Source organism: Adlercreutzia equolifaciens (assembly GCF_029076695.1).
GTDB classification, from domain to species: Bacteria; Actinomycetota; Coriobacteriia; order Coriobacteriales; family Eggerthellaceae; genus Adlercreutzia; species Adlercreutzia equolifaciens_A.
In genome coordinates, this window is record NZ_JARFIK010000312.1 from 1 (window position 1) to 308 (window position 308).

At 59.1% G+C, this 308-nt stretch carries 1 protein-coding gene; it reads right to left on the reverse strand.

Going from position 1 to position 308, the window contains the following annotated elements; all coding sequences use genetic code 11:
- Window positions 1–71: 71 nt before the first annotated feature.
- On the reverse strand, window positions 72–308 hold a 237-nt coding region (locus PZH32_RS12540), incomplete at its 5' end, for a hypothetical protein (protein ID WP_275208575.1).

Here is a 308-nt window from a genome sequence, read left to right on the forward strand (position 1 = left end):
CGGTTCTAGCTTTGGCGCTCGACTGATCCCTGGCGAACAGCGTCCTTGAGAATCTCCTCAACAGCGCGCGCCTATTCGCGATAGCGCTCATCTTCCTCGAGATCGGCCAGGGCGTTGAGATGCCGGCTGGCTACCCAGATGACGGCCTCGAGCGCCTCGAGGGCCACGGCGCGACGCTCTTCGCCTTCCAGGAAAGTAACGAGGGCATTTTCTCGCGCTTTGTAGAGGTTGGGCAGTTGGCGAGCACAGTAGAGGGCGTGCGTTTTACGTCCGAGCTTCCAGTAGGTAAAGAAGATGTTGAACAGGGT